This is a genomic window from Streptomyces sp. SAS_281 (assembly GCF_052542855.1).
This window is the reverse complement of the sequence record NZ_JBMNDO010000191.1, coordinates 1-9793: the sequence shown is the minus strand read 5'-3', so window position 1 is coordinate 9793 and position 9793 is coordinate 1. Positions and strand designations below refer to the sequence as shown.

Annotated in this window: 1 pseudogene; it reads right to left on the bottom strand. The window is 74.3% G+C overall.

Annotated features, from left to right (window positions below):
• Positions 1-9693 (bottom strand): annotated as a pseudogene (locus ACN6LM_RS36730) (non-ribosomal peptide synthetase); the annotation flags it as partial.
• Positions 9694-9793 lie beyond the last annotated feature (100 nt).

Here is a 9793-nt window from a genome sequence, read left to right as displayed (position 1 = left end):
GAAACCCGGATCACCACTCGTGTCCGTCCGCAGCACCAACGTGTTCACGAAGAACCCGACCAGATCGTCCAGCGCCTCGTCCGTACGCCCCGCGATCGGACTCCCGATCGCGATGTCCGTCCCCGCACCCAACCGCGTGTACAACGCCGCCAGACCCGCCTGCAACACCATGAAGAGGGTGGCACCGGATCGTCGCGACAACTCCGCCAGCCGCGCGTGCAGTTCGGCGTCGATGCGGAGTTCCAGCACATCACCGGCGTACGACATGACGGCCGGACGCGGCCGGTCGGCGGGAAGTCGCAGCTGTTCGGGCAGGCCCGCCAGCGTCCTCTTCCAGTAGGCGACTTGACGTGAGAAGAGGCTGTCCGCGTCGTCCTCGTCGCCGAGGATCTCGTGCTGCCACAGGGTGTAGTCGGCGTACGTCACCGGCAGCGGCGGCCACTCCGGTTCCCCGCCGCCCCGCCGGGTGGTGTAGGCGGCGGCCAGGTCGCGGGCGAGCGGGCCCATGGACCAGCCGTCGCCGACGATGTGGTGCATGACGAGGAGCAGCACGTGTTCGTCCGGCGCGACCGCGAACAGCTCGGCGCGCAGCGGGACTTCCACGGTGAGGTCGAAGCCGCGCACAGCCGCGTCCCGCAGCAGCGCGGGCACTTCGGACTCGCCGGCGGGCCGCACGGTCAGCGGGACGCCGACCTCGGTGGTGTCCAGCACGCGCTGGTGCGGGATGCCTCCGGTCTGCGGGAACACCGTGCGCAGGGTCTCGTGCCGGGTCATCACGTCCACCAGGGCGGCGCCGAGCGCGTCCCGGTCGAGCTCGCCGGAGAGCCGCAGGGCCAGCGGCATGTGGTAGGTGGCGCTCGGCGCGCCGAACTGCTGGAGGAACCACAGGCGGCGCTGCGCGAACGACAGCGGCAGCAGCTCGCGCCGGGGCCGGGGCACGAGAGCACGGCGCGCCGCGCCGGCGTCCCGCAGCCCGGCCGCCAGCCCGGCGGGGGTCGGGGTCCGGAACAGGGCGCGCAGCTCCAGTTCGATCCCGAGGGTCGCCCGGACCCGTGAGACGAGCCGGGTGGCGAGCAGGGAGTGCCCGCCGAGCGCGAAGAAGTCGTCGTCGGCCCCGACCCGGGCGAGGCCCAGGACGTCGGCGAACAGCTCGCACAGGATCTGCTCCTGCGGAGTGCGCGGCGCCCGGCCGCCCCCCGTGGACGCGGCGTCGGGCGCGGGCAGCGCCGCCCGGTCCAGCTTCCCGTTCGGGGTCAACGGCAACGCGTCGAGCAGCACGAACGCGGACGGCACCAGGTACTCCGGCACCCGGTCGCCCAGGTGGGCGGCCAGCGCGGCCGGGGTCGTCGCGGCCGGGTCCACCGGGACGACGTAGGCGACGATCCGGTCCTCCCGGGCGAGGACCGCGACCTGGGAGACACCCGGGTGCGCGGTCAGCTCGGCCTCGATCTCGCCGGGCTCGACGCGGAAGCCGCGCACCTTGACCTGGTGGTCGACCCGGCCGGCGAATTCCAGCTCGCCGTGGGCTGCCCAGCGGACCAGGTCGCCGGTGCGGTACATGCGCGCGCCGGCCGGACCGTACGGGTCGGCGACGAAGCGTCCGGCGCTCAGCCCGGGCCGGTCGAGGTAGCCGCGGGCGAGGCCCGTTCCGGCGAGGTACAGCTCGCCCAGGACACCGGGGGCGACGGGGCGCAGGGCCTCGTCCAGCACGTACACCCGGCAGTTGTCGACCGGGCGGCCGATCGGCACGGGCCGCGGGCAGTCGGCGGGGTCGGCCGGGAGCGCGTAGGCGGTGATGACGTGGGTCTCGGCGGGGCCGTAGTGGTTGTGCAGCACCCGGCCGGGCCGGGCGGCGAAACGGCGTACGGCGCCACCCAGCCGCATCGCTTCCCCGGCCTGGGCGACGAGCCGCAGGTGCGGCAGGTCGAGACCGGCCTCTTCGGCGGCCTCGGCCAGCGCTTCGACCACCAGGTTCGGCGCGAACAGCTCCTCGACGCGGTGGCGGTCCAGCCAGTGGGCGAACAGTTCGGCGCTGTGGCGCTGCTCCTCGGTGGGCACCACCAGGGTCTTGCCGTACAGCAGTGCGGACAGCATCTCCTGCACGGAGACGTCGAAGCTGATGGCGGTGAACTGCGCGGTGCGCGTGCCGGGTTCGCCGCCGACGGCGCGGTGGTGCCAGGCCAGCAGGTTGAGCAGGCCGGCGGCGGGCATGACGACGGCCTTGGGCCGTCCGGTGGAGCCGGAGGTGTAGATGACGTACGCCGGGTGGCGCGGGTCCGCGCGCACGCCCGGGTCGTGCTCCGGGAGCGTGCCGGTCGGCGTCACGGCGGCGAGGTCGTCGAGCACCACGGCCGGGCGCGCGTCCTCCTCCATGTACGCGATCCGGGCGGCCGGGTAGTCCGGGTCCACCGGCAGGTACGCCGCTCCCGTCTTGAGCACCGCGAGAACGGCGGCCACCAGCTCGGCGGAGCGCGGCAGCCGGAGGGCGACGACCTGCTCCGGGCCCACTCCGCGCGCGATCAACGCGTGGGCGAGGCGATTGGCCCGGCGGTTCAGCTCGCCGTACGACAGCACGGTGTCCTCGAAGACCACGGCCGGGGCGTCCGGGGTGGCCCGCACCCGCTCCTCGAAGAGCCCCGGCAGGGTGGCTTCGGCGGGCGGGCGGGCGGTGCCGTTGCGGGCGACCAGCAGCTCGTGGCGTTCGTCGGCGGTGAGGACGTCGATCCGGCTGAGCGGCAGCCCCGGCTCGGCGACGACCGCCGCGAGCAGCCGCAGCCAGCGGGCGACCAGCGCCTCCACCGTGGCGGGGTCGAACAGGTCGGTGCTGTACTCGACGCGCCCGACGATGCCCTCGGCGGCACCGGGGCCGCCGCGCTCCAGCAGGTGGAAGCCGAGGTCGAACATGGTCGTCGGTGTTCCCACCAGGACGGGTTCGGTGGCCAGCCCGCTCAGCGCGAAGTCGGTGCGGGGCACGTTCTGGAGCGCCAGCAGCACCTGGAACAGCGGCTGGCGGGTGAGCGACCTGGACGGGTTCAGCGCCTCCACGACCTGCTCGAACGGCAGGTCCTGATGGGCGTAGGCACCGAGGGCGCTCTCCCGGACCCGGCCCAGCAGTTCGGCGAACGAGGGGTCGCCCGAGGTGTCGGTGCGCAGGACCAGCGTGTTGACGAAGAACCCGATGAGGTCGTCGAGCGCCTGGTCGGTGCGGCCGGCGATGAGGCTGCCGACCGGGATGTCCTTGCCCGCACCCAGCTTGTCCAGCAGGGAGGCCAGGGCTGCCTGGAGCACCATGTACACGCTGGCGCCGTGCTCGCGGCCCAGCCGGACCAGTCCGGCGTGGAGTTCCGCGTCCAGCTCGATCGCGAGCCGGCCGCCGGAGCTGGACGGGGTGGCGGGGTGCCGGCGGTCGGCGGGGAGCCGGATCTGCTCCGGCAGGCCCGCGAGCGTCCGGGTCCAGTAGTCGGTCTGGCGGGCAAGCAGGCTGTCCTCGTCGGACGCGTCACCGAGCAGTCCGTGCTGCCAGAGGGTGTAGTCGGCGTACTGCACGGGGAGCGGCGCCCATCGGGGGGCCTCGCCGCGGACGCGTGCCGCGTAGGCGGTGGCCAGGTCCGCGGCCAGCGGGCCGAGCGACCAGCCGTCGCCGGCGATGTGGTGCATCACCAGGAGCAGCACGTGCTCGTCCGGCGCGACCTCGAACACCTCCGCGCGCAGGGGCGGTTCGGCGGCGAGGTCGAAGCCTCGCGCGCAGGCGGCCGTCAGCAGCGCCGTCAGGTTCCGCGTGTCGGCCGCGGTCACGGCCAGGGCGGGGTGCGCGTCTCCGGCGGCCAGCACTCGCTGGTACGGCACCCCGTCCTGGGCGGGGAAGACCGTACGCAGGGTTTCGTGCCGGTCCGCGAGGTCGCCCAGCGCCGCTTCGAGGGCGGCGGGGTCCAGCGGACCGGTGAGCCGCCAGGCGAGGGGCATGTTGTAGACGGATTCGGCGCCCTCCAGCTGGCGCAGGAACCAGAGGCGGCGCTGCGCGGAGGACAGCGGCACCCGCTCGGGGCGGTCGGCCCGTTCCAGCGCGGGCCGGGCCCGGCCGGCGCTGCCCAGTCCGGCTGCCAGTCCGGCCACGGTCGGCGTACGGAACAGGGTGGGCAGGGCCAGCTCCACGCCCAGCGTGGCGCGGACGCGGGCGACGAGCCGGGTGGCGAGCAGGGAGTGCCCGCCGAGGTCGAAGAAGTCGTCGTCGGCGCCGACCCGTGGCACGCCCAGCACCTCGGCGAACAGTCCGGCCAGCACGTGTTCCTCGGGGGTGCGCGGCGCCCGGCCGGCCGTCGTGGACGCCTCGGGCTCGGGCAGGGCGCGCCGGTCCAGCTTGCCGTTGGGGGTCAGCGGCAGCACGTCGAGCGGGACGAAGACGGCCGGCACCATGTATTCCGGCAGCCGCTCGCGCAGGTGTGTCCGCAGCTCCTCGGTCTGCGGCGCGGCACCGGCGGCGGGTTGCACGTACGCGACGAGCCGGGAACCCCGGGCCCCGTCCCGCCGGACGACCACGGCGGTGCGGGCGAGGGCGGGGTGTTCGCCGAGGACGGCTTCGATCTCGCCGAGTTCGATGCGGAAGCCGCGTACCTTGACCTGGTCGTCCGTACGGCCGAGGAACTCGAGGTTCCCGTTCCTGTCCCAGCGCACCAGGTCGCCCGTGCGGTACATCCGCGCACCGCCCGCGCCGAACGGGTCCGCCACGAACCGCCCGGCTGTCAGCCCCGGCCGGTCGAAGTAGCCGCGCGCGAGCCCCGTACCCGCGATGTACAGCTCACCCGCCACACCGCCCGGTACGGGCCGCAGCGCACCGTCGAGCACATACAGCCGGGTCCCGCCCATCGGCCGGCCGATCACCGGACGCGGGCTCGACGCCAGGGGCGCGACGACCGAGTCGACCGTGCACTCGGAGGGGCCGTAGTAGTTGAGCGCGCGCACCCCGTCGGCGGCCTGCAACCGCTCCCACAGCTGCTCGGGCACGGGCTCCCCGCCCAGCGCGACCAGCGCGGGGCGCCACCGGGGGTGGTCGAGCAGCCCGTGGTCGACCAGGACGTGCAGGTACGACGGGGTACCGCCGAGGGTGTCGAGGCCGGCCCGCGCGGCGTACGCGAGGTAGGCCTCCGGGTCGGTCCAGGTCGCCTCGTCCAGGACGTGCAGCTCATGCCCGGCGAACACGGCGAAGAGCTGGTCGCAGGAGGCGTCGAACGACACGGACGTGGTCAGTCCGACGCGCAGCCGCTCCCCCGTCGGTGAGACCAGGGGGCCCTGGTTGGCGTACAGGTTGACCAGGCCGGTGTGCGTCACGACGACGCCCTTGGGGCGGCCGGTGGACCCGGAGGTGTAGATGACGTAGACCGGCTGGGCCGGATCCACCGGCACCATCGGGTCGGTGGCGGGGCAGCTCCCGACCAGTGCGGAGGTCTCCGGGCCGTCGAGCACCAACCGGTCGCCGGTCTCCTCCGGCAGCCGGTCCTGGGTACGGCTGTCGGTCAGCGTCAGGACCGGTCGGGCGTCGTCCAGGAGGTACGCGATCCGGGCGGCCGGATACTCCGGATCCACCGGCACATAGGCAGCACCCGACTTCAGCACGGCGAGGATCGCGACCACCAGGTCCGCCGACCTCGGCAACGCCACCGCGACCAACCGCTCCGGCCCCGCACCGCGTGCCATCAGCGCATGCGCCAGCCGGTTCGTCCGCACGTCCAACTCGGCGTACGACATGGACACATCGCCGCACACGAGTGCCGTGAGGTCCGGAACCGTCCGCACCTGCTCCCGGAACAGCTCCGGCAGCGTCGCGGCACGGGCCGGGGCCTCCGGGGCGGTGCCCAGGGCCGCGAGCGCGTCGTGCTCGTCGGCGGTGAGCAGGTCGAGCCGGCTGAGCCGCTGCCCGGGGTCGGCGACCGCGATGCGGAGCAGCCGCTCCCAGCGGGCGAGCATCGTCTCGACGGTACCCGGGTCGTAGAGGTCGTCGGCGTACTCGACGGACCCGTCGAGCCCGTCCGGGGAGCCGTCCTCCGCGTGCCGCTCGGCCATGGTGAGGATCAGGTCCAGCTTGGCCGTGGCCGACGCGGACGGCACGTCCTCGACGCGCAGCCCGGGGGGCGCGAACTCGGCCCGGGGCGCGTTCTGGAGCACCAGCATTACCTGGAACAGCGGGTGGTGGGCGAGCGACCGGGCCGGGTTCAGCACCTCGACCAGGTACTCGAACGGCACGTCCTGGTGGGCGTACCCGGCCAGCGCGGTGTCCCGGACCCGGTCCAGCAGCTCGGCGAACGTCGGGTCGCCCGAGGTGTCGGTGCGGAAGACCAGCGTGTTGACGAAGTAGCCGACCAGCTCGTCCTGCGCCTGGTCGGTCCGGCCGGCGACCGGGCTGCCGACCGGGATGTCGTCGCCGGCCCCCAGCTTGCTCAACAGCGCGGCCAGCCCTGCCTGGAGCACCATGAAGAGGCTCGTCCCGTGGGCGCGGGCGAGCTCGCGGAGCCCCCGGTGCAGCTCGGCGTCCAGGCCGGCGCGCACGGAGCCGCCCCGGTGTGAGGCGACCGCCGGGCGGGGCCGGTCGGCGGGCAGCTCGATCAGCTCGGGGAGCCCGGCGAGTTGCCGGGTCCAGTAGTCGGCCTGCCCGGCGAGCAGGCTGTCCCGGTCGGCGGAGTCGCCGAGCAGTTCGTGCTGCCACAGCGTGTAGTCGGCGTACTGGACGGGAAGCGGCGCCCACTGCGGGGCCCCGCCGCCGAGACGCGCCGTGTAGGCGTCGGTCAGGCCCTGCGCGAGAGGGCTCAGCGACCAGCCGTCACCCGCGATGTGGTGGAGCACCAGTTGGAGGACGTGGTCGTCCGGTGCGAGGGCGAACAGCTCGGCGCGCAGCGGCATGTCGGCGGCCAGGTCGAAGCGCCGGTCCCGCGCCGCCGCCATCAGGTCCGGCAGCCCGGCCTCGGTGGCCGCGTGCACGGGCAGGCTCGGCCGGGCGTCGTCCACGTCCAGCACCCGCTGGTGCGGGACGCCGTCCACCGCCGGGAACACGGTGCGCAGGCTTTCGTGCCGGGCGACGACGTCCGCGACGGCGGCCTCCAGGGCCCGCCGGTCCAGGTCGCCGGTGAGCCGCCAGGCGAGGGAGATGTGGTAGTTCGTGCCCGCGCCTTCCAGCTGGTGCAGGAACCACAGGCGGCGTTGCGCGAACGACAGCGGGACCACCTCGGGGCGCTCGCGGCGCACCAGGGCGGTCTGCGCCGGTCCCGCGGCGCACAGGGCGGCGGCCAGGGCCACCGGGGTCGGTGCCTCGAAGAGCGTACGCAGCGGCATCTCCACGCCGAGCGTCGCGCGGATCTGGGCGGCGAGGCGGGTGGCGAGCAGGGAGTGCCCGCCGAGGTCGAAGAAGCCGTCGTCCACGCCGGCCGACGGCGCGCCCAGGACCTCGGCGAACAGCTCGCAGAGGATCTGCTCCTGGGCGGTGCGCGGGGCGCGCGACGTGGTCGCCGGCGCCAGGTCGGGGGCGGGCAGGGCGCGGTGGTCCAGCTTGCCGTTGACGGTGAGCGGCAGGGCGTCCAGCGTGACGAACGCCGCGGGCACCATGTGCTCCGGCAGCCGCTCGCGCAGGTACGCGCGCAGGGCGGAGGGGTGCGGGACCGCGTCGGCGGCCGGTACGAGGTACGCGGCGAGCCGGGTGTCGTCGGCCCGGTCCTGCCGGGCGAGGACGGCGGTCTGCGCAATGTCCGGGTGTGCGGCCAGGGCCGCCTCGATCTCACCCAGCTCGATGCGGAAGCCGCGCACCTTCACCTGCTGGTCGGCCCGGCCGACGTAGCTCAGGGTGCCGTCCGCGCCGCGGCGCACCACGTCGCCGCTGCGGTACATGCGGGAGCCCGCGGGTCCGTACGGGTCGGCCACGAAGCGCCCCGCGGTCAGCCCGGGCCGGTTCAGGTAGCCGCGGGCCAGGCCGGCCCCCGCGACGTACAGCTCGCCGGGGACACCCGGGGCGACCGGGCGCAGGCCGGCGTCGAGGACGTATGCCCAGAGGTCGGGGAGGGCGGTGCCGATGTCGCCGGGGACGGTGGCGGTGCGGCCGAGTTCCGCGTACGTGACGTGCACCGTGGTCTCGGTGATGCCGTACATGTTGACCAGGCGCGGCGCGTCCTCCGGATGGCGCTCGAACCAGTCGGCCAGCCGGGCGTGCTCCAGGGCCTCGCCGCCGAAGACGACCGTGCGCAGGGTGAGCCGTCGGCCGGTCCCGGGGTCCTCGGCGTCGGCCTGCACGAGCTGGTGGAAGGCGGACGGCGTCTGGTTGAGCACCGTCACCCGTTCGCGGACGAGCAGGTCCAGGAACCGGCCGGGCGAACGGCTGGTCTCGTGGTCCACGACCACCAGGCGGCCGCCGTGCAGCAGGGGTCCCCACAGCTCCCAGACGGAGAAGTCGAAGGCGTAGGAGTGGAAGAGCGTCCAGACGTCGTCGGAGCCGAATCCGAACCGCTCGCGTGTGGTGTCGAAGAGGCGCACCACGTTGCGGTGCGGGATCACGACGCCCTTGGGCTCCCCGGTGGAGCCGGAGGTGTGGATGACGTAGGCGGCGTGGGCCGGGTCGACGGCGGCTCCCGGGTCCGTGTCCGGCAGCCCGTCCAGGTCCGCGGTGTCCAGCAGCAGCCGGTCTTCGGCTGCCGCGTCCGCCCGGCTCGTCGTCAGGAGCAGGGAGGGCCGGGTGTCCTGGAGCAGGTAGGCGATCCGGGCGGCCGGGTATGCCGGATCGACCGGTACGTAGGCGGCACCCGCCTTGAGCACCGCGAGCACCGCCACGACCAGGTCGGCGGAGCGCGGGAGCTTCAGCGCCACCAGCTGCTCGGGGCCGATGCCCCGTTCGATCAGGGCGTGCGCCAGCCGGTTGGCGCGGGCGTTCAGACCGCCGTACGTGAGGGTGGTCGCGCCGTCGGTGAGTGCGACGGCGTCCGGATCGGCCCGCACCTGCCGCTCGAACAGTGCGGGCAGGCTGTGCTGCGACGGTTCCCCGCTCCGACCGGCCGGCAGCAGTGCCCGGAGTTCGTCGGCGGACACCACGTCCACCTGGCCGATGCGCCGTCCGGGGTCGGCGGCCACGGTGCGCAGCAGCCGCAGCCAGCGTTCGACGATGCCGGTGACGGTGGCCGCGTCGAACAGGTCCGTGCTGTACTCCACGACGCCCGACAGGCCGCCTCCGCCGGGCTGTTCGGCGAGGACGAAGGTCAGGTCGCACCTGGCGGTGCCGGTGGGGACGAGGTCGGACGCCACTCGCAGCCGCGGCAGGTCGAAGGCGCCGGACGGCGCGTTCTGGAGGGTGAGCATCGTCTGGAACAGGGGGTGGTGCGCCAGGGTCCGCGCCGGGTTCAGCGCCTCGACCAGGTGCTCGAACGGCACGTCCTGGTGCGCGTATGCGGCCAGCGCCTCGGAGCGCACCCGGCCGAGGAGTTCGGTGAACGTCGGGTCGCCGGACAGGTCGGTGCGCAGCACGAGTGTGTTGACGAAGAAGCCCACCAGGTCGTCCAGGGCCTCGTCGGTGCGGCCCGCGACGGGCGTGCCGATCGGGACGTCGGTCCCGGCGCCCAGCTTGCCGAGCAGCGCGGCCAGACCGGCCTGCAGCACCATGAAGAGGCTGGCCCCGCCGTCGCGGGCGAGGGTGCGCAGGTCCTCGTGCAGTTCCGCGTCGACGCGGAAGCCGCGAGGGCGAGCTTCCAGCTCAGGTTCAGCGCGTCGAGCACGCCGGTGCTCAGGCCCTGGCCGCCGATCGGGAAGTGGACGTGCGCGGCGTCGCCGA